The organism is Radiobacillus kanasensis (genome assembly GCF_021049245.1).
GTDB classification, from domain to species: Bacteria; Bacillota; Bacilli; order Bacillales; family Amphibacillaceae; genus Radiobacillus; species Radiobacillus kanasensis.
Genome location: NZ_CP088020.1, coordinates 875,149 through 900,605, shown reverse-complemented (window position 1 = coordinate 900,605; position 25,457 = coordinate 875,149). Strand labels below are relative to the sequence as shown.

The following is a 25,457-nucleotide window of genomic DNA, read 5'->3' as shown; positions in this document are numbered from 1 at the left end:
CTCACCTTCAAACCAATGTCTCATCTTCTATTTCGGTTGGAACTTCTAAATCCATTTTATTTCCATCCCAATGGTAACGAATAACGCTAACAAAATCTGCGTTTTTCGGTCGGATTAACTCACTAATCGATAATTCACTGATTGTATCATAGTCACCCCAAAGCACCTGTGAGTTCATGATATAGTCAAACCCTAACTGTTCAACAATCTCAAACATTTCCCTAATATTATTTTCATCTACACCAGCGAAGGCTTCATCTAAAGAAATAATGTAAGGTGCTTGGTTATCTGCTTCTGAATAACGAGAATAGCAAGCTGTAAATAGTGGGATGTACATGGCCATCGCTTTCTCCCCACCGCTAAATTTATAGAATTGATTATTGGTAAGCTCACGTTTCTTTTCCCCTTCCCGTTGGAAATAAAGGATAAAAGAAAACCACTTACGATAATCCAGTACTTCTTTTAATACTTGAAGTAATGTTTGTAATTCACTGCTTTCACCCATCATTTCTTTGGCCTTAGCTATTTTGGAACGGAAATGAACCGTAATCTTTTCTAAATCCTCTTCTTTTAAAAGCTTGGGATCCTGCCTTAATAAATGCACCAAATCAACCGTATCCATCTCGGTTTCTGAATCTGCTGTCCGAGGCTTCCACTTAATGGAGAACGACAGCCCAGATGATGTGTCCCTTGACTCCATAAGGCTTTTCATTTTACCGACCCACTGTTCAGCACGACGAATTCGGGCTCGTAGCTTTTGACCAACGGAATTAAATAAGATTTCTTCATACAACGCCTGATCTTGTTCATCCAAAAAGCTTTCCTGACGAGCCTGTTCCAGATCAATCTGTTGCTGAACCGTATAAGGACTCACCTGTTTCCCTTGGTAATTTAGTTCAATCAATTGACGAGACATCTTTTGTTTCCACTTTTCAATATGTGGCTTCTGTTCTTCCTCAACAACCTCATTCATCCAAGTAGGAGACGTGAAAGGTGCATTAAAACTAGTGGCACGGTATTCCATTAAGTCACTCTGCTGTTTGTAAAATTCCTGTGTCAGCTGTGAGGCAAGTTTACTTCGGTCTTTTTCTCTGATTAAATGCCCATATTCCTTAAGAACATCCTCAGCAATCTCATGAATTTCTTTTTGCTTTTCCTGTTCCACAAATCCTCGAAGCACTTCCTGTTTGAAAGAGTCTTCCCATGTTTCTTTCATGTTCGTCCAAAAGTGAACTAGAATATCCTTTGCTCCTATATCATGGTTCACATGCTCTTGCTCTGTTTCCTTTCGTGGCTTCGTGGTTTTTTTCTCTTCTAGCGCAACATCTATTTCCTTCAGAGCTTGTTGAACGTCATATATTTGTTTACGAATGTCCCCAACACCTTGCTGTTCCAATTGTTGCTCAATCCGTTGAATATTTTGCTTCAAGCCCTCCACAAGGTCTCGAGAAATATTTATTTCTCCTTGAATCTCAATCATATCCTGCTCTATCTCATCTATTCTCCCTAAAATCTCTTCTTTTCGCTTTACATCATTCACATATTGAATGTGTTCTTTCTCTAGATCAGACAAATCTTTTTCATACCGTTTTGCGACTGAAGTAGCCTTTTGGTACGAAATAAGACTTACTTCCAAATTATATTTTCTTGTTTGCTCATCAATCAGACTCTTCACTTGTGTGTAATTCGTGTGGATGTCTTTTAATTCCTCAGATAGATGTTGTACACGGGATTTATGAATGTTTATTTTGACCCTAGCATCTTTAATATCACGAAAAACTTCTTGTAAATCCAGATCATTTGGAAACCGCTCAAATCTTAATTTCGCCTGAGAAATAGTCGATTCAATTCTTCGTATTTCATTTGTCACCAACTGTTTTTCTCCATATAACGCCTCTATCTCACCCTGAATAAGCGCTATTTGCTCTTCCCTAAATCTTCTTCTTGCACTACGACCAATATATCGAACATCATTTACTGGCAAGGCGTGCCCTTTTAATAAGCCAATTTGATAATGACCTTGGTCACTTATTGAGAACGTTGAACTCTCCTCTTCCCCAATGATAATACTTCTTAACACTTCGTCTACTAGACTTGCCGAAATATTATGGTCTGGACCGAGATCCGGCTTTAAATAATCTGCTAACGTGTAAGCCATCATATTTGGAGCAGGGATTAAGATTCGATCGTGCTCTATCTTAAGATTGGATTCCATAATGAGAGCATCCAACATACCACTATCCATTATGGCAGATTCAATCCTCTTTCGAACATCCAGATCAACATGGTCTTGAAACTCAACAGCTGCATAAAAAGGGATATACGGAACAGCATTTGCGTCCAATTGTTGTCTTGCTTCTTTAGTTAATGAATCTGTAATCGGCTCAGGATCTTTTTTATTATTCCATTCCTGTAGTTCAGTTTCTTTTCTTTCTATCTCCCTGACCAAATTATCTCGTTTAAAATTCATCTCTGATAGTAACTGCCCTTGGTTGCGTTCAAACTCTAGAATAGCTTGCCGAAATGGCTCTTTCACGGATTCATAACTAGTCGGTTCATATAGGGAATGGATGGATCGGGATGTCTCTTGCAAGGCTTCACCTTGAATAGTCAGCCACTCCGAATCCCTGAGCCATGTATGGATTTCATTTAATTTTTGTTCCTTATCCTCCTCAAATAAGCGGGTCCATTCCTGTTCCTGATACGTTATTTCATCTAGTACCTTTTTTTCATCCGCTAATACCTTATCTTTTTCTTGATATTTAGCTTTTAATTGATCAAATTTCCGTAATTCTTCTTCGATTTTTTCTAAATTCGAGATATGGTGGTCTGTTTCTTTCTTCCATACACTAAAATCAAAACGTTCTTGGATATGACGTTCAAAATCTTGCTTATTTAATTCGTGAGCTTCCACAAATGACGAATCCTCCACATCATTTGTCATATCCAGTAGCTTGTCCTCCATTTCTTCTTTTCGTTCACCAGCTAACTCTTCTAGCTGATTCTTATCGATCCTTAACTTGTTTTCTTTTTCTCTACGATCCTGCAGATGGCCAGTTTTCCTTCTTAGCACTTCAGATTCACTCTGTAACTTTTCTTTCTCATCTCGAAGTTCTTTTTCAAGATTCCAAACCTTGTGAGATTTCAATCGTTCCTCTTGTTTTTTATTCGTAACTTGCTTCAAGCTTAAATCTCTAATCTCCTCATTTAACTGGTCAATTTCTTGGTCTAATCGGGTTAGTTTTTCCGTCCATTGCTTATATTCCTTTTGCTCTTTGGCTAGACGTTTACTCGCACCGACATATTCATCTGCGTGATCAGCCAAAATTCTTTGATTATACGTATGATAGACTTGATTTAGACTTGAAATCGCAGTAGCTTCTCTGTCTAATTGTTCAATCTGTTGTTTGGTCTGATCCATTTGTTCAATCGTATCAGACAAATGGCGAAGGTCTTCATCAGACAATGGTGGTAAGGCTGCTTCCAATATCTCATAAATAACCGTTGGTCGAAAATCTTTAGAGAGCTTAGGACTTCTTAACTGAATTAACAATTTAATCAAATCTTCATAAGCTTCAACTGTTTCAAACCCAAATAAATACTTATTAACAAGCTTCATATACTCCGTTTTTGTCTGAACGACATGCCCACCATCACCAATCAGATTTTCTAGTTCGACTCGGGATAAGGGAATCTTCTGTTTTTCTCCAGCGTTGTTTTCAATTTTATATAGTTTTATGTCATGTCCAATTCTTTGGTTATCTGTAACGACAAATCCCCAGAACTTCATTTGCTTATTCCGTTTTGCTTGCAGACCAATCCCAATCGTTATGTATTGGTCTGTCCCTTGGCGTTTGAATTCTAAAAACAAGTAACCTGTTCGCTCATCCCGGTTGACGATGTCCTTTTCACCTAGCAAATAATCTTCCATCCGTCTTGCTTTCGAACCAAATGGATCTAACCTATCCGGTGATGTTTTTCCATCTAATAGTACGGGTAAAAAGCTTTGCATCGTTACAGATTTCCCTGAACCATTACTTCCTCGAAGCAATAACTTTCCATCTGAAAAGGTAAAAGTTTCCTCATCGTAGTACCAGAAATTCAACAGACCTGCACTATTCATTTTCCATTTATTCATTGACCTTCACCCCCGTCTTGGTAATCGCTTGGATAATGTCCAACCATACGAGCAATTACTGGTTTTAAAACAAGCATGCCCGTGTCTTCTTCAACAAGGGCCATTTCCCATTCCTTATATAGATGCAAAAGCTCCTCCGCAACTGCCCCATAGGACATGTCACGATATCTTTTACTCCAACCATGTCCATATAACCCTTTAATCGTTTCTATTAATTGGGCAAATTCCACTGAAGTTAGCTTGATCTCCCCCATTGAACTAATAGAATATCCATCTATATGTTCCCTAAGATACGACTGTAAATGAAGAGCGATATTCATAATTGCTTTTTGGTCAGGAAATAATGTATATCGCTGTCTTCGGTCTGGCATCACTAGTAAAGCAGCATTTTTAAATACTTCCAATTGAAACGGCGTATGTTCCTCCAAGTCATCACGCAATCGATTACGGAAATTACGTATATAAGCAAAATCTTGATCATCTTCGCTTTCACGATAAACAACTGGTGAAAACATCAGTTTCCGGTACACTCTTTTTCTTCTTGCATCTGCTTGATGTCTTTGCCACTCGCTGTCCAAAATTTCCCTAGTCGTTTCAAATCGGAACAAGTCATCCGGATAGGAACGCATGAAGTAGCGGGCATAAACTGTTACTTCATACAACACCTCTTGTTCCTCATTATTCGCAAATAGGTCAATATTACCATCTACAGCTTTAACAATATGCAAATCCACCATTTTCCTAAGAGCTCGAACGAGTGACTTTCGATGCTCATAGTTTGTCCAATCCAACGGAAAGTCACCAGGATATATATCTTGTATATCCTCTGTAATATCAGATAGGAGAAACTGCTCATCAACGGACTTCTGTTCCGTAAAAGCAAGTCCACAACAAAAAATTGCATAGTCTTGAATAGTCGTAAAGTCTTGTATTCCCATCCATCCTTTCGGGTCGACTGGAATTTTCTCGAGTTTAATAAAGTGCTGATGAACAATTAAATCAAAGCCAAACTTTTCTGAAACATAGCGTTTTAACCCTTTCTCTCTCTCCCGGATGAGCTGATAGGCTGAAGGATCTTCTGCACGAAGCACCCAAAACTGCTCGAACAGAATCCCCAAGGCTTCCTGCGTTTTTTCGTCAAATCCTGCTTGGTCCATTAAACGGTTACCTCCTCTTCAAGAAACTGAAAAGTAGCATTAGGCATTTCTAGCATCCCGTCTTCTGCCTGTAGCATGACTCTTTGGTCGCTTAAAATGACGCGTACTCTTTTGCCTAGCTCTGTTTTAATCGTACGATCCTTGCGCGCCATTGCTTTCCCAATCCATGAAAGTAACAACTTCCTTACATGTGTTTCTACCATAGGTAATTTCTCAATCGTTATTTCATTGCCTTGAATATATTGCTCAATGAGCCTTTTTTCTCGCTGCTTTTGCTCCAAATAGATTCGCTTCATTTCTTCCTTCTTTTCCTTGTTGCTAGTTACAGCACCTGGTCGTGTCTTCTCTCGATAATTCCGAACAATTGGCTTCGTCTCGTGTTCCATTGGTCGTTCATCCCATACATCCGCATAAATATCGTCTGTTGGAGTGTGATCAATATGAAAGTGACGTGTATGAAATACACCAAACGCAACAGATGATAGTTCATGTGCTTCTTCCAAGGAATCCATAGAATCAAACCACTTTGCAAGATGAAGATAATCCTTCTTACGACTACGAAAGTGCTGATGCCGTTCTCCCAGACGTTGGACGACTCTCGTAATCCGACGTATCGACTCATTCGTTCGATGTTGCAACATCTCATATTCACTTTCACCGTGCTCATTACCAAGAAACCACGCTTTTATGCTTAACCACTTTTCTTGAAATTCTTCATATGGATCTTTCTCTTTTTCCTCCTCAAAACGAAACGCTTGCTTATTATGGCGAATCACCTGTTCAAAGTACCCGAGAAGTTGTTTCCTTGATATGCCTAATAATAAGTCCTGGATTTGTAAAGCAGTTCCTTGCAAGGCGATAATGAAATCTCTTAGATAGGTTGTGAATTGATCCTTATAAACAAGGAACGCTTCTGTTTGCATCCTATCTTCGACTTCCTCACTATTTATGTAAGCAATATAATCGGACGTATTTTGTGTGATTTGACGGAAGTATGAAAGAACATCCTCCCATACCTGCGCACACTCTTCATCATCCTCGTGTTTTTCCCCTAAAACTATTTCTTCTAATTTTATTAGGGATTGGTATAAGCGTTCAAACTGCGTTCGCTCTAAGGAGCCACCAAAGGTTTCCCCCATCCCCTCGAGCTCCATCAACATCCGCTCAAATTCTACCGTATAAGGTGTACATTGGTAACGAAAACGTTTCTTCTTAAACTCTTCGACCGTTCTTGATTTACCCAATTCCTGCCTAGCAATTAAGTTGCCCCATTTCACTAGTGCGTCTAGATCTAGATGCAGTGCCTCTTCGGTATAACCACTAAACTCATTAAATTGCATCAGATGTTCATAGATTTCTTCTGGAAAGAGAAATTCTCTCATTCTCTCATGTTGTATATAAAAATAACGCAAAATAGCACGGTAGCTCCATGCCTTTTCTGCCGTTAAATAAGTTGCCTCTTTGACACGCTTGAACATACTTTTCACCTGCTTATTTATTTTCATCTGCTAGCGACATTCTTTTCTATTATTCTATCTTTTTCTAGAATATTAGTCTAACTACCTGGAAGGTGGAAATTTTGGCAAAATGGAGGAACGTAAAAGATTGTCTGATATCATGGAATGGTAATTCAACAGGGGGGAAATCAGAAAAAACCATCACTATATTATTTGATGATGGGGAAAGTTAGTCTAGGGTCACTTGATGATCTTGTGGTTGAGGTCCGAATGATGCTCCTGTACACCCACCATTACAAGCAATCTTTATAATAATCCAAAACACTCTTTATCTAACTTAAGATAAAGATTAAGTAGATACTGTAAATCTTGTCTTGTAGTATGGATTCAACTCTTCTACCTTTAAGCTACAAACATTTTTCAAGCATAGAGTTTTCCTTATATCAACAAACTCTGATCTCGTTATCTACTTAACCCTTCGATTAATGTAAATGGATTATTTATGTTATTTCAATCTTTTTGATCTTGCTTAGTTTATAGTTTTCTAAAATCCTCTCTAATTATCCGAAGAGCTGAGAAAGAATTTTTTCTAATTCCTTATCGTGCTTTATCATATGCACCTGCTTTTAATCAGTTTGTTAAGTCAGGAGGTAATCATAACAATAAAGTCGATACTAATAAGATCATAGCACTGACCATTTTAACTACTATTAACGGTTATAACATACAACGTCTATCTCATAGTCCTCTGATTGGTCTGCTTCACCAGTGGTACAAGAAAAACACATGTCTATTCCAGTTACACCAGACCCGAGTGCCCATATCGGTTGGTCACATTGAATGCAGCCAGCACCCTTCTTTTTTCTTTCAACTGCTGCAAGAATATTTTTCTTTATCTCTTTTCTATTAACATCCTTGTTATTCTTTACCGTTTCATTTACAAACTTATCTACTGAAATTGGTACCATGCTACACCTCTTTATTTTTTATACATAATAGATTCTGTTGCGTGAACTACTCCCACTAAATCATAGATTTTGAAGGGGACTTCTCGCTTAATTAGTTAAATATGATTACACATTGTAATCCAAAGCTCAATTCCATTTCCTAAATACAACTACATATACTTCCCAACAAACCCCCAGACCGTATCCCAATAAAGCTCTGGATCAACCTTCTCTGCATCCCCGTGCCCCGCTCCTTCTATCACAAGCTTTTCTTTATCCACATTAGCTGCCTCATACACTTCATTTAACATTTCATATGGCACAAACGTATCTGCATCACCATGGATAAATAGCATAGGGGTCTTGCTTCTTGCGACCTGCTTGACTGCAGAAGCTTCATACAAATCATACCCCGCACGCATCTTGGTAACCGTATTGGCAGCCTGCATGACCGGAAACTCAGGTAATCCGAACAAATCCTTCAACTGATAAATAAATACGTCACTAACAGTAGCGTACCCACAGTCTTCTACAATGACCTTAACATTGGAAGGAAGGTTCTCACCCGAGGTCATCATAACAGTAGCACCACCCATGGATACACCAAACAATGCGATTTCTGCATTCGGATCTTTTTGAATGATTTCATCAATCCATTGCATCATGTCCATCCGGTCATGCCAGCCCATTCCAATATAATCTCCTTCACTCTTCCCATGCCCACGCAAATCAGGTGCAATCACATGAAACCCTTGTTCATAAAAATGGCGAACATATCTTGTCATATCAGCTGCTTCACCTGTGTATCCATGTGCCACAATCGCCCATTTCGAACTTTCTTCTTCATTTTCATAGACATCTGCATGTAGCTTCAACTTGAGGTCATCATTGGAAACAATCGACATAGCAGATGGTGGATGTTCTAGCTCAAATTGGTTATCCGCCTTTTCGGCCGCTTCGGCTACACTAGCCATTACAGCCTCACTTTCCTGTAAATGAGGATTCCCCTCTAAAAACTCTTTTTCATCGTTTGCTTTTAACGCATAATTATAAAAATAATTGCCGACACCTCCATAAGCAATTCCTATCAGAACTACCATGATGGTTAAAATTATAATCATTTTCTTTTTCATTTAACTCTCTCCTACTTTATTGACCCTTTTGCCTTATTAAAGACATGAATATATTTTACCATGTTCATTTACCTATGAGGGCACTTCTCAAAATTTATCGTTTCCTTATTTTACAATTCAAAAGTCCCCGTAACTCATGGTCCGGGGACTTGCAATACTATCTCTTTTCACAAAGTACCATCCACTCATCAATTTTAGCCGATTGGATAGTACCTTCAGTCACTCGCACTTGAAAATAATCTCGCTGACGTGGACTTCCGTTCAACATATACCGCTTCACTTTTTCTGCTTGGTCTTCATCCTTAACCATCCGCTCTAACCAGGAGGAATAGTTTAACTTCTTTTTTCTACTTTCTGACCTTATTTCAACTAGACCCACCTGTTTGAATAATTCCTTCCACTCTTGTATCGAAAGACATTTCACATGGCTTTCATCTCTTAGTTTCTCAAACATATTCACATATTCAGCAAGCTCCGCATCCTCTGGAGCAACGTTATCAATCAATAGAAATTTCCCATTCTTCTTTAACACTCGTGCTACCTCTTTTACAAATGCTTCTGGGTTTGGGAAATGATGTGGGGCTATCCGACAAGTGACCAAATCAAAAGAGTCTTTTAAAAAAGGAAGCTCCTCTGCATCCGCAATGATAAAATCCATGTTCGGATGTTTGGACGCTAAGTGGTTAGCTGTATTTTCTAGCATGGCCACTGTTAGGTCTGTGGCATAGATTCCATTCACATGTGGGGCAACTGTTTTGGCCACATGACCTCCACCTGTCGCAATATCTAACGCTATCCAATTGTCTTGCGGATTTGCCCAGTCTAATAGAAGTTGTAGATCCTTTCCTTTTGCATGTGATTCACTTGTTATGTATTTCACGGCATTCTTTGAGAATTGCTCTCTGACTGATTCCTTTGCTTGATGGAACATTTTCATGGATACTTCTCCTTTTGATACAAAACTGCCTTTCTCCTGTTCATATTGAGGAAAAAGGCAGTTTTTTAATTGTCCCATATTACAATTATTTAAAAGTATTCTCTTATTGTAGATAATACTTTCTTCAAATCACTTTCTTGAAGTTTTCCTATTTTAAACAGTAATTCTCTATAATGCAATGTGTTTAACTTTGAACACCTTACAATAGAAGGTTTTTCTAAACCGGCTTCTTTCCAAAATTCAACTACAACATCAAACTGATTTCTAGCTCGTTTACTTGTTACAGTTGCAATTAGGTGATCTAACTCTACAATTACAACGTCATTACTAACAATAACAACAGGTCTTCGCTTCCCATTTAGCTCAGAAATCCAAACTTCTCCCCGTTTACCATACTTATTCATCTTCTTTTCCCCAGAACATTTCTTCTTTCTCTTTTAAGATTTGTTCTTTAGGGGGCCTACTATCAAAATAGTCGTCAAACAATTTATTTAATAACTTAATTCGTTCACCATTTTCCATATCTTCTATAGCTTTTAGCATTTCCTCAGCAGTCATTAAAACCACCTCTATTAATTAATTCTGAATATGTTTATTATACAACAAGTAACCTCACTTCTAAAACACTGAAAATCCCCAAAAAAGAGACAAAAAGCAAAATTGCCTGTCTCCTTTTTGGGTAGTATATGTTGTTATTTATATGAAACTTGAGTTACAACTGCTTAACTGCCTCTTCAATAGGAGTAGAACCAGACACCACTTGAAATTCCTTCCCAATAGTAGAGTCATTTTCTAAACAACCAAAAATAACCTCCGCAACATCCACTCGAGGAACCATTCCTCTTTCTACTTCAACAGCAGCTTGCACCTTTCCTGTTCCTGAATCATTGGTCAAGCCTCCAGGGTGTACGATGGTATAATCCAAATTTGTATCTTTCAACCATTCATCGGCATAGTGCTTCGCTGCTACGTACGGTGCAAAAGATTCAGGCGCTTCTTGTATAGCTTCACGTGTAGTATCAAATGAACTTACCATAATAAACCGCTTCACACCTGCAACTTTAGCCGCTTCAATCGTTTTTACTGCACCATCTAAGTCAATCATAATCGTCTTATCTTTCCCCGTATGTGGTCCAGAACCGGCGGTGAATACAATAGCGTCTATACCTTCCGCTGCTTTTGCAATTTCTTCTATTTCGCCTTCCAAATCAACAAGGGCTGTCTCTGCACCTAATTCCTCAAAGTAAGCAGCTTGCTCCTGCTTACGAATCATGGCTCTTGCAGTATGGCTTCCACTATCTTGAATGAACTTTACGAGATGTTTTCCAATTTGTCCGTTTGCTCCAACAACAAGAATTTTCAATGGTTTCCACCCTTTCTCCTATTCTTTACATATTTATCCTAAACGGAAAGGAAGCCCAATGTCCATTAATCGGATTGGGCTTCCAACTTCCTTCCTATACAAACGAATAGGTTATGACTCTATAGCTTGATCACTTAGAACAGAACCTTTACCTTCTTCCGCTTCTCCCTGATTCCGAACCCTTTGCTCTAGACTAGGAATGATTCGATTAATGAGGACAAATCCTATTATTCCAGTTAATAATAAGAACATGCTCATCATTTCTTTAGAAAGATAGGCTCCTAATGTTACAGAAAGCGAAGCTAGAATCATAGACCCTTGATAGGTAAAAGCATTGACCGCCATGTAACTGCTTCTTTTATCATCCGGTGGGATTGCAGCCATATAACTTTGTTGAACTGGAACTCTCATAAGTTCCCCGATGGTTGCAATAATCATCGCTGCGAAAAGAATCCATATGTTATCAAAATAACTAATGGCCGTATATCCAATCGTAAACAAAACGACCGAAATGAGAAAGATGTGTTTATCTTTATACTTATGAATCAACTTTGTAACCAGTGCTGCAAAGATTACAACAAGCACTGTGTTTTCCGTTCTTAATATACCTGTCATCTGTAACCCATCAATCGACCAACGAAATACATCCTGGATTGGCATATCTTCATGGAGCCTTACCGCAATATAGTTCGTTAATTGAAATTCTAGCGATTGAATAAATAAACCTGCAATCACAAACAAGATAAATACTTTGTCCGTTGCAACCGTTTTATAGCTTTTTAGGATATCCGTAAATACTTGAAACTTACCGGTCTTCTCTTGTTGTTTTGCTGCTTGTTCTGGAAAGAAGCTTTCCTCTATGAAGAAGATTAAGACAAATGCTAAGACAACAGACATGATAGTCATGCCAATTAATAAATAGAATAAAAAGTCTTCAAATAAGAACGCACCAACCGCTCCCCCTAATGCAATAGAAAGGTTTCCTGACCAGTACATAATCGCATACATAAGCTTCCGTTCTTGCGGTTTACTAACATCAATTAGCATCGCATCGGTTGCCGGTCCTTCAATTCCCCAACAAATACTTCCTACCAAGAACATAAAGAATGTTAAGGTTGGCGATTCAAACCATGGAGAGTTCGCAAGTGTCATAACGATTAAGGACGCAGCCCTCAACACTTCCGCAATGACCATCAGCTTTTTCCGTCCCATGATGTCTGATAAATAGCCTCCATAAAATCCAACTAAGGCACCTACAATAATGTTCACGATCAATAAAATTCCCGTTAATTTTTCCCCAAAGTGGACAGCAAAGTAAATCGCCATAAACGGAAAAATCATACTCCCAATGATTTCACTAAAAAATCCAAATATAATTCTCAACTTAATATTCGGATGAAAATCTCTAAAACGCATATGTAATGCTCCCCCTCTTTTCTTTATCTAGGGTCTAAGTACTAAAATTTCTCCCATCCTGTTACCTAAACCAATAGTTCCTAACGATTACCATCATATAAGGTTATAAGGGGAAATACTACAGGCAATAGAATGAAAGAATCTCAGACTTGAGGCGGAGAGCAAAATACTGAAATTTTGCTTCCATAATTTAGCCATGGAAAGTCCAACTATATACAGATATAATTATGCTAGGCAATGATGCATGATCTTAGTTAAGGCAAGCCCTTAACGACGGATCGTGCATCTTTTTTGTTTGGATAACTAACTTAATATAATAGCCGCATGATCCTATTTCCCCCTTGATTCTTATGTGGGAAGAGCACGAAGAGGATCTGTCTCCATGCTCTACCAAAGTTTCTTCCTTTAATATACACAAGCTCTAGCATCGTTTAGCAATATTTCACTTACACCAGATTTTCTGCGTCTAAATACCCGTGACCTTGAACATTAGGTGCTTGTCCTATATCTTCACATGCACTAATAAGTTGTTGTTTGACCTCATCCGGAGTTAATGTTGGTTGTTTTTGAAGAAGTTGTGCAACGACACCTGCGCAAATAGGTGTGGCCATGGAGGTTCCTGATAAGGATATATAGTTCTCATCAACACGTAACTGTGGATTTGTTCTATCGATATAAGATCTAGGAGAGCGTAAAGATATAATGTTTACACCTGGAGTTAAAAGATCAGGTTTTGTTAATCCATCAATTGTTGGTCCACGGCTGGAAAATTCAGCAACTATATCATCAGATCGGTCAGTTGTATTATTGTCGTTTGCCGCACCTACCGTAATAATCTTCGGACTTATTCCAGGACTTGCAATGGTTTCTGGGGCTGGTCCTGAGTTACCAGCTGCTACACAAACAACTATTCCGTTGTCCCACGCATTGTTAACTGCTTTTACGACTGGATCCTCTTCGGCAGATTGTGTAGCATTGGAACCTAGTGATAAAGAAAGTACATCGATATTAAACGTTGATTTATTCTGAATACACCAATCGATACCTGCTATTACTGTAGAAAGGGAACCAGATCCCATTTTATCAAGTACTTTTACACCAATTACGTTTGCCTCCGGTGCTGGTGCTTGATATTCTCCATTAGATGATTGACCATTTCCTGCTGCATCTCCTGCACAATGGGTACCATGACCATTATCATCATAGGTTTCTGTTCGATTATTAACAAGATCCTTAAACCCTATAATTCTTCCTTGTAAATCATCGTGTGGATATATCCCTGTATCAACAATAGCAATATTTATATCCTTCCCTGTTAAACCAGACTGTTTTAGTTGCTCGGAATGAATGGATGGGGATGCTACATCAAGTAATGTCGTCACTTTTCTATCATAATGAATCTTTTTGATATGGGAAGAGTTCTTTAGCAATTGTTCTATTTTTTCTACGGATAGCTTCGTAGAACAACAGGAAATCGAGGGGAACTCTGTCCGTGTTCGACATTTTGAACTTTTCATATCACTTAGGCCAAAGTCAAACGTACCATCCTCAAATTCTATTATAATCGGTAACCGCTTTGCCTTTTTCCTCACACGTTCAAAAGGACGGTGTAAGAAACATGGAATTTTCCGAAATGGCTGATAGAATTGAACGAGCTCTTGACGGATGTCTCGATCTATCTTATCTCCCATCTGACGAACAAGCTGAATAATCGAGTAACCAAACATAAACTCTCATTCCTTTCTTAGAATTTCGTACAAGATATCGTACGTAAATGTAAGAAAAGTGAATGATGAATTCGTTCAAAATCTAGTAAAAAGGGCAAAAAGCTATAAAAATGTCTATTATTCTATATTCCCCATAACACTATTGAGTTTTTCTATTGCAGCTTCAATCATTCTTTCATATAAATTCAAGATCGATTGCCCATAGTTGTCTCCCGGCACGGCCCACTTTCCATTTAATTGAGTCCATGTTGAAGCAGACCCTCTGCTTACCAGGTCAAAGCGCGGATCGACAAGCTCGTATTTTTCCGGTAAGGGTTGAGTAGTTGCATAAGCAAATAAATGTTGGATGTGAGCGAGAACACCCTCTTCTGGTGTAGCAAAGCTTGCACCTGGATTATCGGGTCCTGTTGCACCTAAACCACAGAAGTTGTTTTGACTTGAGTCGACGACACCAGTAAACCGGAGAAAATCTGTCTCATGCATCGCTTGAGCAAACGCAATATCTCCTCGAATTCCATAATACGCTCCAAACGTAAGATAGTATTGGCCGAGTTCGATGGCATCGGAATTTATTGTTTTTACATACTCATTCATTAATTCTGGTGATAGTAAAGTCTCACCTAAAATGGAATACACATTCGTTTCGACTTGGTTTATATTCGTATCATCGGTAGCAATGTAGGCATCATAAATCCCTGCATTATTCACCTCAGCCAAACGTTTTTCCGCGTTTTCTCGGCTTGAAAATGCACCAGCTTGAACTCTGTACCAGGTTTCACTGGAAACGATAACCGTGTTAACGAATGATTCAATTCCTTTGGTTTCCAAGTACGTTGAGCGCTCATCGGCATTTTCTTTCACCTTAAAAGAACCCGCAATCACTTTATAAACCGCCCCTGAATTCTCTTCTGGTTTACGCTTAAGGGTAAATGCCTCTGCTAAACCATTAACATGGCCTTGTGCGACCCTTTGTCGCCATGCAGGATCCTTCATTAAAGCAGCATCATGACTATTATCTATAAACCCGTTTTCTGTTAAAAGTGCCGGCATCGTTGTTTCTCGCAAAACATGAAAATTGGCTTGTTTCTGTCCTCGATCGCGAAGTTGATTAACTTCTATCACTTCCGAATGAATAATATCTTGATAGTAGGCTGTAGTAGAAGAATTCGATAAGCTACTGTGAATATAATCTTCATATCCTTGAGCAGATCCATTGAATGCATTACAATGAATCGATAAGAAGTAATCAGCTCCCCAGCTATTCGCCTCATTTGTACGTTGACTTAAACTTACGGTTGAATCACTTGTACGACTCATTTTCACTTCCACGTTTTCATAGTCGTTCAGTAATATCGAACGAATTTTTAGAGCAATATCTAAAACAATATCTTTTTCCTCCAACCCATTCCCTAGAGCACCTGGGTCAGAGCCACCATGACCTGGATCTAAATAAAGTTTCATCAAAAGTTTCCTCCATTCTATTAGATAATTACTAACGCTTAATATAGTATGGAGTTTCCCGATGCTTTGATTAGACAAAAGGAATGACGCTAGCTTCTTTTGGCTGATATACTAGGGAAACTATTATTTAGAGCAAGATAATAATCTTTTTTAGTTAAACGGTAGAAACGTGAATAGAAGTTCCGAGGGAAGTGAGGAAGGAATTTGTGGATGGAATATAGCGTTATTATTCCGATTGAAAAGTGCGCAATTATCCTTCATTAGTACCGAAATAAACTGCCAATATGAAACTTAAAAGGTTACTATCACTTAAAGTTTCATGGTAGTTCAAGTAAATGAAGAAGACTTTTTAATCACAATTTATAAAAAAGCGGCTAAAACAGAGAAATACTTCCCCTGTTTTAGCCGTTCTGATCCCAAGTCTCTATAATATTTGGACTTCCGAACTATTGAGGTACACTCATTACACCTAATAGAACCAATATGTTGACAATAATACCAACTGCAATTGCCCCTACTGGACCAACAGCCATACGAACGATTGGACGACCAGCTACTTCATTCAACAGGTAGAATCCGGCTATAAAGAAGAAACCAAACCCTGGAGCAATCATGTTTGATGCATTTGCACCACCGATTAATAAAGCAACCTCTAGTAATCTCGTCATTGCGCTACGAATATTCTCTCCTGAATTACGAACTCCAGGATATTTATCTAAGAATTTAGCAATATAGCTTAATAGCATTACTTCTCCAAGGATTACAGCTGCACCAATTATTACAGCTAACCACACATTTGGTGAAAACAATCCAACTACGAATATTAGGGTAAACCCAACAGGGCTATATACACCTGTTGCAATAGCTGTACTTGCGACCAAAGGAATAAATCCAATTGCTCTTGCCGCTGCAGCAATCCCAGCGTCAGTTTGCTTCCCTTCAGCAAGAAGATTTAATGAGATAGGATCACCAGCCATAAGTATTAGGTTAGTAGCACCTGCAATTAATCCACCAATAATCATGAAATACACTACATTCTTCTTAATTCGCAGTACTTTCTCACTAAACACCGAGGCAAGGTCGACGGAAGATTCTTCTTCCCCTTTTTCTTTAATAGCATAAGTAAATAAGAAAATCATTCCTACAACCAAAGCCATACCTTCTTGGTTTAAGGTGACAACATTATCACCAATTTTGAGTAGGCCTTGTTCATTTACAAATACTGCAAGCTGTCTAACAATTGCAGCAAATGCAAAGGTAAGAATACCCTTCTTAACGCCGAACTGCATGGCCACTGCAAGTGCAGGGAATGCCATAAATGTTACAACGACTGGTGTCCCTACTTCTCCAAGTGGTTCTAAGAAATTAACAGGTAAATAATCAAATAATTTCACAAAGCCTTCGAGACCAGCAATAAGTCCCCACCCATAAAGTCCACCAACTACTGCAGCTACTGGAGTACCCCATTTATTCTTAGGTGTAATTAATCCAATAATATCGGTTCCCAATAAAATACTATGAATTAATATAATACTTGCCGAAAGGGTAAATGGAATACCAAAACCTATTACCAACCCAAAGCTCATTGCAAAAGCAGTTAAACCTAGCTCTCTACGCTTTAAACTTCCTTCAATGTGCTCCGATACAATTGGTCGTAATCCATCATTAAATACTGCTATATTCCTATTTGCAAGAATAGCTGCGACTATACCAACAAGAACGACAAATAAAGTTTCCATCCCTATAATTCCCCCTAAAGTCTATTTATTTGCTTTAATAGCATCCAGAATCATGGGTACTGCTGTCTCAACGTGATCTCCGGTAAACCCGAATGCCTTCTTTCCGTTTTTTACAGCTTCCTGAACCGCCTCCTCTTTTGGCTTCCTGCCCGGCATTGATACGGTTTCACATTGACTTCTGCCAATCATGGCAATTGCCATAGCTAAAGCACCTCCACCCCCTGTATGACAAGCACCAAAGTAATAATCTGCTTGGCCTGTTTTAATTGCCATAGCTGCATCCAAATCAGATTTGATAACGGTTTCAATTGTAGGATCAATTTCCTTGATTAAGTTTTCTATCTCCTTTTTCTCCACTTGGCCGCCAACTACAATTTTCATTATTTTTCCTCCTTATAATTTGTATCTAGTACAGTTGAATAGTGCATTAAAAGATATTCTTTTTCTCCCTGTGGAAGAGGTTTCTTACTTTTATCCTCTACATATCTGAGCTGTTCTTCAGCTAGTTGAAAGTATTTGGATTGTTCCACTTCTTGCATTAACTCAGGTGTAGGATTATCCACCTTTTCTCCAGACTCTATTCTTGATAATGCCATCGGTAAATGTGTGAACAGCATCTCAGCTTGTTCAATATCCGACTTATTAAGAAGGCTCATTATTTCTTTAAAGGCCTCTAACGCAATATCATGGGAGGGTTGAGATATTACCTTTTGCTCAAGCAAAATCTTTAGCCTATTTTGATACTCTTGTAAATCCATATACAGCACTCCTAAACGATTACTAATTTCAGTAAAAAGACAATCCAGTAAATCTATAATCATGTTCTAAAACATACCGTTGCCAAACTTCTGGTAGATTAATAGAATCTTCAAGTTTTTGAGCTAATTCAAAAGCATACCTGCAGTGTTCTAAACCTTTTCTTGCTATAAGGACTAAACCACTCGCTAGCGTTTCTGTTGGAATGGTAATAGCAGTGGTCTGACTCATATTTGCAGCCCTTATCAGATATTTCCCATGGTTTTTTGTCAATTCTAGTCCAGGATCTTTGAACTTTTGTGGGATTGTTTCCCCATAGCCATATACATCTACAGGACCTTCTGAAGTAATGATGATATCTGCTTGCAGCTCTTCAAAACACTTGGTTATAACTTCTAAACCAATTCTTCGATCTTCTATTCCATACATATCCACTTCTATCACTTCAAGATTCTGGTCCTTTATAGCCGCTAAATGCTTAATCACTTTGTCATGCATATCAACTCGGTCAGGACATAAAACAGAGCCCTGCTTCGGTATAACTATTCGCAACAAGTCCATCCTTATTGGTGTCAAACTTTTTACAAGCATGCATTCCATAGACTTTCTTAATAAGGAAATGCTTTTAGCAATCACGCCTATGCTTCCCAAAAACGGCAACCCGTCTGCAGAAACTTTCTTATCCTTTACCAATAACTCAACTCCAGCGCCAATGACGGAAGGTAACTGACAGCTTATTGCGGGAGCAAGGACAGAACCTCCACCATCTGTACCAATAGCAAAATCGTTAATGCCCTTTAGGATATTAATCGGCCCGCCACTTGTGGAACCGGTCATCACCCGATAGGTAAGTGGATTTGTTAGATCTGTATCAATGGCCCTTCCCTTATTTGCTGCCTTATCAATGGTTAGCCAAGCAAAACTAGGATTATCTTTAAACCGGTTTATGATAGTTCTAGAGATTTGATTTGTATCTTTGATGCCAAAAAGTAGTACATTGCTTTTTTTGGCAATTAGCTCCTCCAATATATCTGGATTAACAGCTACTACAGACCTACCTAATTCTCTTTGAGCTAAATCTATCCTTTCAGAGGTAAGCGTCATGTGATCACCCCCCAAAAAAACTTATTCCAATCAATTATACAGAATATTGTATATTGTGATTATAACGCTTTCAAAAGTCTGGTTCAATCAGGCTTAAATATACTTATTCTTAACATATTCATGGACACCCTCCTTTATGGTACATTTTTAATGATTCATACTTAATTCTCCTGTCGCATTGTATATTCCTAAAAGCTTAGGATTGGAATGAAGGTTTTCAACAATAGCAATTTGTGCATTGGTCACAAACACCTGCGTTCGAAATGCATAAATAACCGAATCGCCAACCTTTACATCATCTGTTTTTAACATTCCATAATAATCAATATTTGATGGATCGTTTGGAAAAACAGATACTTTGATTAGATTCAGACTATCTGAGCCTACTAAAGCACTTTTCATATGTGATCTCGGATAGAATCCCCCTCCAAATACATAAGCTTGATTATTATAAAGATGAGACACCTCTGATACATAAACCATCGCTGGCTTTTCTGGCAACTCACCAGTAGCATGCAATGGAGTTGTTCCTGTTAAAGCATGACCTGGTTCAGCTTGTGTTGCACCGTTTTCTTTTAATAGTTTTAATGTTTCCACAGAGGTGGCACTAGGCATATTCATTTCTAGATTGGTGAACCCTTTTTGTCTTAACAGTGATTTTGCCTTGTGCATAGAAAAAACATTTGGCGTAACCTTTGGTTTATCTTCTTCAATTAACACACATGGGAAACTTGTTAAACCAGCAACCTCTATTCCTTCAAGTTGGATTATATGACCAATGTCCTTATTTAACTGAGATAGTGTAAATCCTCCTTGCTGTCCGTTATAAATAAAATCACTTGTATCGGCGATTCGTAAAAACACTTTCTGTTTCTTCCCGATTTTCATAGCCACTTCACTTATATTACGTGCATTCTCATAACTAAAAACCGTCACATACTCTGGTTCTAGTAATAAGATTCTGTGAATCATTTGTTTAGGGATTTGTACTAAATGCCCTACATGGCCAATCTTAATCCCTTGACTGTGCAGGGCTATTGCCTCCCACGGATCGACAGCTACTGCTTTCTCAATACCTGCTTCAACAATGGCTTTTGATACTAATTCATTTCTACCAAATTGCTTACTCATGAAATACAGTTCAATATCCTGTTTTTTGGCTTCTGTGACTAAAGCTTGAGCATTTTTCTTTACTGTATCTAGATCTATTACATACGTATTTGGAGAAATAAGTCCTTGCTGGTGAAAGGCAACAGCCGTTTCAATTAGTTTTCCGTTATTCCTCCATGTTGTATCTAAGAACATTTGCTGACTCCTCTCTACTTGTTCACTAGGATAGGGAGAAATGAAGTTCCATTTTCCGTTTTTTCTAACCCTAGATAGTCTGCCCCAGTAGCAGCAATATCCGATAAGGTAGCTCTCTCTCCTAGAAAATCTGATGTCCCTGATTTCATATAAGCTAGCAAATACGTTTTTTCTCTAGTGTGCTGACTATGTCCAATGGTAGGATCATTTCCATGGTCTGCACTCATAATGAAGAGGTCATCCTCAGTCATTTTGTTAAGTATTTGTGGTAGATAACTATCCACAAGCTCTATTCGATTTGTGTAACGGTCCGGATCTTGTGCGTGACCGGCTATATCCGTTTCTTGGACGGTAGAAGCAATAACACCGTGTTCTACGTTGTCCATTTCCCTTATCATATCCTGCATAACTTTCTCCGTATCTACACCAGGGTACTTACGTGCACCCTCACAATAAATAACGTCTTGCATTTTCCCTATAAGGGATACATCAAGGCCCGCTTTTTTTGCCAATGTAGGCAGTTGGAATTCCGGAGAGATTCCAAAACCGAGATGCCGTACTTGGTAACCTTGTTTGTAAATCTCTGATTTTGGAGAGTTGAGACCTACTAAACCATCTTGTCTTCTTTCTATGCATTGCCTTAAAAATCCCGGAGTGACGTTTTCTCCCCCTAGTGTGATAACGCGATTTACTTTGACGTTATCTCTCACACACTGACCAATCTTTAGAACCTCTTCAAACGAAATATAATCTAATGGAGCGCTTACATTATAGATTTGACCGTAGTCTGTTTCGATATTATCAGCAACAATAACTAAATCATTTACTAACAAATAGGGGAAGCTTGGTTCTGGAATTTTGACGTCGAAGCCTTGTTTTTCTAACGCACGTTTAACCTCATCTATATTCTCAACAAACGGTGCTAAATATGTCTTCTTCGGTCTCGACCCCATGATTTCATTATGTCCTTCAAAACTATCTGCACCTTCATGCATTAAATTTAACATCCCATAGCATGCAAGAGACTCCTCAACAGGTTTTAGTTTAGGATGATTTAGTATCTTATTAATACCTAGTTTTTCAAAAGTGGGAATGTTTATTGCTGGGTTAGAATCAATGATATGCCAAAATGTATTTGCTCCAACATCTTGAGGATGATAGTCTTCCACATCATCCATATTTCCTACACCCAAACTATCTAATATTAAAACAATAACTCTTTTTTTCAAAGATACTTCCTCCTCTATTTTATGAGTATTTCTTTGCTTGCTCGATAGATGAAGTGAGTATTCTGATAACTGTATCTGGACCGCTTCGTAATGGATTAATACGAATCATAGTATTTACAAGTGTTGGGTCAGCTTCTAGGAATGTACCAGATACTTTATAAAACATTGGTACAAATTCATACTTGGACTCAGCGCCGATTGGGTTCGGTGCTGCCCCTAACTCATCTGCATGATGTAAGACTTGTTTGGCGATTGGTTCATCAAATTCTACTAGAAGAACCTTTGACTGTGCATTTGCTAGGAACGCTCTCTTCACCCCACTTACTGTTCCTTGATTTAACCGATGAACTAGTTGGTCGTTAACTTGTGCTTGAATAGCTAACATGACTGGGGCATAAACCAGACCTCTTAGTGCTTCTAATGCTTCATACCCTTGAACCTGACTACCACCGGAGTAATTAAATGCATCTATTTTTTCAAGAAGATCTGCTCTTCCTAAGACGAGACCTATACCTTCTGGTCCCAGTAACTTAAAAAGAGAGAAGGTTGTTAAATCTGCACCCATTTGCACACCAACTTGATCCACTTTCATGGCAGCATAATTATCATCGGTTATAGCAACGAGGGAAGGTTTTATTGATTTAATAATGTGTATGATTTCAGCTAAGTCGTAATAATCATCTATCCTTTGGCGAGTATGTTGAATCAGAACTCCTTTTATATCCGTGTTATTAAGAATAGTAGATTTAACTTCTTCATGCTTATGAAAATCTACGGTAACAGGTATAACTCCCATCGAATCCAGAGTCGTTTTAGTAGTTTGATAGATTGGAGCGTCGTGTACCAACAATTTTTGATTTGGTTTTAGGAAACTCATAAAGCCGTATCTTAATGCCCCCGTGCCAGCACCTCGAACTAACTTTGCACGTTCAACACCAAAAAATTCTGCTAAAACATCTTCCACTTTCTTTGTGTATGTCGGTCTATTAATTCCTTTTATGACTCCTAAATCACCAAGTGACAAGATTTCTTTCCCTCGAAAATGCCTAGTAATGACATCTATCAACGAGAATTGTCTTCTCTGTGCTTCTTCAAGTGTTAAGCTTTTTAATGGTGTAGTTCTTAACATTTCACCTCACCCTTTCATAAATGTGATAGGGTTCTTTGTCAGCAATTTATCAATGGACTCATCTGTAATACCGGTGCGTTCAAGAAGAGGAACAAATGTATCTAATAAATAGGAATATCCTAAACCATCCTTGTACTCGAGATGGGACTTTCTAGTGATGTCCATGGACACTAATACCTGATCCATATAGCCTTTTTCTTGTATGATTTTTAAAATATCTGCACGTACCTGGTCTGGCATGTAATTTTCTTTTCCGATGGTATCAAATTCTACATAAGCGCCTTCTTTAAGCATATGCAGAATGTAATCTGCATCCCCAGTTAAATCAACATGGCCAATTATCACTCGGTTAAGATCCACATCATGCTCTTTAAAAAATGCTATTTGTTCGTGTCCTAATGTCCCCAAAGAAGTATGTGTGGTTATTGGCTTACTCGTTTCTTTATGAGCAATAACCACTGCTTCAAAAACTTTTCTTTCCATTTCTGTCCATTTATTATGACTAGTTCCAATTTCTCCGATAATGTCAGCCTTCACTTTAGTCCCTTTTATTCCATCCGTTATTTCTTTTATCATTCGTTCGGCTAGTTGTTCTCTTGTTTCTCGGAATACTTGAATGGGGTAAAATTTTTCTTGGTAAAAGCCAGTAGAAAAGATAATATTGATACCGCTTTCTTCCGCAACCTCTTGAACGAAGGGGATATTTCTTCCCATACCAAAATTGGTTACATCAACAATATTTCGTACCCCTTTGTCGTATAACTTTTTATATTCTTTTACTGTTTCCGAGAATACATCCAACTGACAATCTTCGTTATTTTTAACCTCAGACAGGTCAATGGTTGTGTGCTCATGCATATAGGTTATTCCATCATGCAACATGCGTCTCTCTCCCTTTATGTTTTACAAATCTCCTAATCAGTAACCTTAGTAGTCTTCTAATACTTCGGGATTCTTTTTCCAGATTCAACTTCCTGTTGAAACACTAGAATTTTTTCTATCTCTACAGATCCCCATTTCTCTGAAATTTCTTCTTCTCTTTCACGATCTATAACAATAACCGCTTCTGATGTATCTTTTGAGATTTTAATTGCTTTAGAGGATTGAAAATTGATGGATGGAAACGTCTTTGTAATTCGTTTATCATCTAAACTCCAAACTGCTGCATCTATTTTCTTAGAATCGAGCATATCGTATAGCTGCATGTAATTAATATGCACATAGGTCACGTCCATGCCTTCAAATTCGCTAAAGGTCAATTCCTTTTGATCCAATGAATCCATGTCAACTCCGACTGTCATCCCGCTTCTAACCACTGTCTCATTCACATCTGCTAGAAAGATTTTGTGAGAGGAGACATAACTGTTCTCTCCTAGTTTTTTCATTATTTTTAAGTTGGGGTACTTAGAAAGACTATTATCCGCTGTCATCATGGACACAATTGCGAAATCACTTCGCTTCGTGCGGACCGCTTCTAGCCTGTTCAAGCCCCCACGCATATAAGACATATTTAGTTTTTTACCCATTTCTTCAAAAGCTCCAACCATGCCTGTAGCAAGACCCTCGTATTTTCTGGAATAAGGTAACGGCATGGAACCTACTAACGGGGAAATACCTGCTATTTCCTGAAGTAGCTCAATATCTTTATCCATTAAAAAGGTACCCAGATGTCCCCTTGCCTCTAATCGAATCGCTTTTAGTTCTTCCAGCAATTCAAGTGCAATTTGCACCGTTCCTCTTCCAATGGACAATTTCTCACTATAATCTGTTACTCTAGGAATCTTCTCCCCTACCTCAACATCTAATAATTCCTTTGCAATATATTTGGCTGTTAGGCCATTTTTTGAATAAAACTTTTCCCACATATTCACTACCTCAAATCAATATACTAAATTTTGTATATTATAAGTATAAGCGTTTACATTATTGAAAGCAAGAACAAAAGCTCGGGTTTAAGGATTACAGACTAAGACCGTCCTTTGCGGACAACGTCTGCAGAACCCTTTTCGGGGCCACGTACGGACTGCGCCTGGCCTGCCAGGTGGTTCGACTTGCCGCTCAGGAGCGGCGGTTTAAATCGAACATTCTTACGTAGGAGATAAAGGAAACATGTCCCTTCAAAGGGGTATGCCAACGTCGGGCTCAGGAGCCCGGGTTTAGCTGGCCTTCCTTCCTCGAGAGGTTAGGATATTTGACCTACGTCAAATAGTTATCGTACGAAGGTGAGGGTAGTCTCGCTAGTCGCTGGGCGCTGGAGCTGGATGTAGCTAGCTGCTACATGTTATCCACACATAGCAAATTTTGTAATTTCCTAAGCAACAAGAAACTCAAAACATCTACTTAATACCATAATGAACTCCAATTTATGAAATCACTTTTGTATAGACCGTAAGTAGTATCTTTTACTTCACTATCATTGTATTTGTCTAGCAATCATAGAATGACATTAATATTATACA

21 protein-coding genes are annotated in these 25,457 nt (G+C 38.4%); all 21 read right to left on the bottom strand.

Going from position 1 to position 25,457, the window contains the following annotated elements; genetic code table 11:
- Nucleotides 1–7: 7 nt before the first annotated feature.
- Complete coding sequence (locus KO561_RS04715) at nt 8–4,138, bottom strand: TIGR02680 family protein (RefSeq protein WP_231095985.1); 4,131 nt, start codon at nt 4,136–4,138, stop codon at nt 8–10.
- Entirely contained in the window at nt 4,135–5,295 is a 1,161-nt protein-coding gene (locus KO561_RS04710) for a TIGR02678 family protein (protein WP_231095984.1), read from the bottom strand. Before KO561_RS04710 ends, KO561_RS04715 begins: the two co-directional genes overlap by 4 nt.
- On the bottom strand, nt 5,295–6,773 hold the full coding sequence (locus KO561_RS04705; RefSeq protein ID WP_231095983.1) for a TIGR02677 family protein: 1,479 nt from the start codon (nt 6,771–6,773) through the stop codon (nt 5,295–5,297). The genes KO561_RS04710 and KO561_RS04705 overlap by 1 nt, the downstream gene beginning before the upstream one ends.
- 689 nt (nt 6,774–7,462) lie before the next feature.
- On the bottom strand, nt 7,463–7,720 hold the full coding sequence (locus tag KO561_RS04700) for a hypothetical protein (RefSeq protein ID WP_231095982.1): 258 nt from the start codon (nt 7,718–7,720) through the stop codon (nt 7,463–7,465).
- Nucleotides 7,721–7,869: 149 nt separating this feature from the next.
- Nucleotides 7,870–8,820, bottom strand: coding sequence for an alpha/beta hydrolase (locus KO561_RS04695; RefSeq protein WP_231097040.1), 951 nt, complete (start codon nt 8,818–8,820; stop codon nt 7,870–7,872).
- A 169-nt stretch (nt 8,821–8,989) separates the two neighbouring features.
- Nucleotides 8,990–9,769, bottom strand: coding sequence for a class I SAM-dependent methyltransferase (locus tag KO561_RS04690; RefSeq protein ID WP_231095981.1), 780 nt, complete (start codon nt 9,767–9,769; stop codon nt 8,990–8,992).
- A gap of 89 nt (nt 9,770–9,858) precedes the next feature.
- Nucleotides 9,859–10,173, bottom strand: coding sequence for a type II toxin-antitoxin system PemK/MazF family toxin (locus KO561_RS04685; protein WP_231095980.1), 315 nt, complete (start codon nt 10,171–10,173; stop codon nt 9,859–9,861).
- A complete protein-coding gene (locus KO561_RS04680; RefSeq protein WP_231095979.1) occupies nt 10,166–10,327 on the bottom strand; it encodes a hypothetical protein in 162 nt (53 codons plus the stop codon). Before KO561_RS04680 ends, KO561_RS04685 begins: the two co-directional genes overlap by 8 nt.
- 154 nt (nt 10,328–10,481) lie before the next feature.
- A complete protein-coding gene (locus tag KO561_RS04675) occupies nt 10,482–11,132 on the bottom strand; it encodes an SDR family oxidoreductase (protein WP_231095978.1) in 651 nt (216 codons plus the stop codon).
- Between the two features lie 111 nt (nt 11,133–11,243).
- Nucleotides 11,244–12,548 (bottom strand): MDR family MFS transporter, encoded by a 1,305-nt coding sequence (locus KO561_RS04670; protein ID WP_231095977.1) that lies wholly within the window; start codon nt 12,546–12,548, stop codon nt 11,244–11,246.
- Between the two features lie 446 nt (nt 12,549–12,994).
- The gene (locus KO561_RS04665) at nt 12,995–14,275 is read right to left on the bottom strand and encodes a S8 family peptidase (protein ID WP_231095976.1); all 1,281 of its coding nucleotides are present in this window, start codon (nt 14,273–14,275) and stop codon (nt 12,995–12,997) included.
- Between the two features lie 117 nt (nt 14,276–14,392).
- A complete protein-coding gene (locus KO561_RS04660; protein WP_231095975.1) occupies nt 14,393–15,736 on the bottom strand; it encodes an N-acetylmuramoyl-L-alanine amidase in 1,344 nt (447 codons plus the stop codon).
- A 446-nt stretch (nt 15,737–16,182) separates the two neighbouring features.
- Nucleotides 16,183–17,475, bottom strand: coding sequence for a YhfT family protein (locus KO561_RS04655; protein WP_231095974.1), 1,293 nt, complete (start codon nt 17,473–17,475; stop codon nt 16,183–16,185).
- Between the two features lie 21 nt (nt 17,476–17,496).
- Nucleotides 17,497–17,856 (bottom strand): DUF2620 domain-containing protein, encoded by a 360-nt coding sequence (locus tag KO561_RS04650; RefSeq protein ID WP_231095973.1) that lies wholly within the window; start codon nt 17,854–17,856, stop codon nt 17,497–17,499.
- Entirely contained in the window at nt 17,856–18,233 is a 378-nt protein-coding gene (locus KO561_RS04645; RefSeq protein WP_231095972.1) for a PRD domain-containing protein, read from the bottom strand. The genes KO561_RS04650 and KO561_RS04645 overlap by 1 nt, the downstream gene beginning before the upstream one ends.
- Nucleotides 18,234–18,261: 28 nt before the next feature.
- Nucleotides 18,262–19,335 (bottom strand): amidase, encoded by a 1,074-nt coding sequence (locus KO561_RS04640; protein WP_231095971.1) that lies wholly within the window; start codon nt 19,333–19,335, stop codon nt 18,262–18,264.
- Nucleotides 19,336–19,482: 147 nt separating this feature from the next.
- Nucleotides 19,483–20,640 (bottom strand): YhfX family PLP-dependent enzyme, encoded by a 1,158-nt coding sequence (locus KO561_RS04635; protein ID WP_231095970.1) that lies wholly within the window; start codon nt 20,638–20,640, stop codon nt 19,483–19,485.
- A 14-nt stretch (nt 20,641–20,654) separates the two neighbouring features.
- Nucleotides 20,655–21,869, bottom strand: a complete 1,215-nt coding sequence (locus KO561_RS04630; RefSeq protein WP_231095969.1) for a phosphopentomutase — start codon at nt 21,867–21,869, stop codon at nt 20,655–20,657.
- Nucleotides 21,870–21,888: 19 nt separating this feature from the next.
- Complete coding sequence (locus tag KO561_RS04625) at nt 21,889–22,998, bottom strand: aminotransferase class V-fold PLP-dependent enzyme (protein WP_231095968.1); 1,110 nt, start codon at nt 22,996–22,998, stop codon at nt 21,889–21,891.
- 6 nt (nt 22,999–23,004) lie between these two features.
- Nucleotides 23,005–23,880: a phosphotriesterase family protein gene (locus KO561_RS04620; protein WP_231095967.1), complete on the bottom strand. Its 876-nt coding sequence runs from the start codon at nt 23,878–23,880 to the stop codon at nt 23,005–23,007.
- A gap of 56 nt (nt 23,881–23,936) precedes the next feature.
- Nucleotides 23,937–24,863 carry a GntR family transcriptional regulator YhfZ gene (yhfZ, locus tag KO561_RS04615; RefSeq protein ID WP_231095966.1) on the bottom strand — a complete coding sequence of 309 codons (927 nt, stop codon included), beginning with the start codon at nt 24,861–24,863 and terminating at the stop codon, nt 23,937–23,939.
- Nucleotides 24,864–25,457: the final 594 nt, after the last annotated feature.